Raw genomic sequence first — 665 nt, 5'->3', positions numbered from 1 at the left:
ATTATCAATGCTACAGAAGATGATAGTCCAGTGACTATCTCTGGTACCACAACCAATGTAGAAGACGGACAAATTGCAACGGTAGTATTAAACGGAACTACCTATTCTCCTGTAGTAACAGGGAATGCGTGGACTTTCGATATAACCGCTGTGGAAGCCCAAGCTTTAGATGCTAATGAAACGATTACAGCCGACGTTTCTAATACTGCAGGAAATCCTGCAACTCAGGCTACTCGTGATATAACACATGTAGTGACTAATCCTGTAATTACTATTAATGTAGTGGCTGTAGATGACATTATCAATGCTACAGAAGATGATAGTCCAGTGACTATCTCTGGTACCACAACCAATGTAGAAGACGGACAAATTGCAACGGTAGTCTTAAACGGAACTACCTATTCTCCTGTAGTAACAGGGAATGCATGGACTTTCGATATAACTGCTTTAGAAGCGCAAGCTTTAGATGCTACGGAAACGATAACTGCAGATGTATCCAATGATGCAGGGAATCCTGCTACGCAAGCAACTCGTGATATAACACATATAGTGACTACTCCTGTAATTACTATTAATGTAGTGGCTGTCGATGACATTATCAATGCTACAGAAGATGATAGTCCAGTGACTATCTCTGGTACCACAACCAATGTAGAAGACGGACA

At 41.1% G+C, this 665-nt stretch carries 1 protein-coding gene; it reads left to right on the top strand.

Going from position 1 to position 665, the window contains the following annotated elements; genetic code table 11:
• A partial coding sequence (locus Q0871_RS18635; RefSeq protein WP_299326611.1) for a hypothetical protein occupies nucleotides 1-665 on the top strand: 665 nt, incomplete at both ends.

The organism is uncultured Maribacter sp. (assembly GCF_947500985.1).
Classification (GTDB): domain Bacteria; phylum Bacteroidota; class Bacteroidia; order Flavobacteriales; family Flavobacteriaceae; genus Maribacter.
This window is presented reverse-complemented; position numbering and strand designations above follow the sequence as displayed.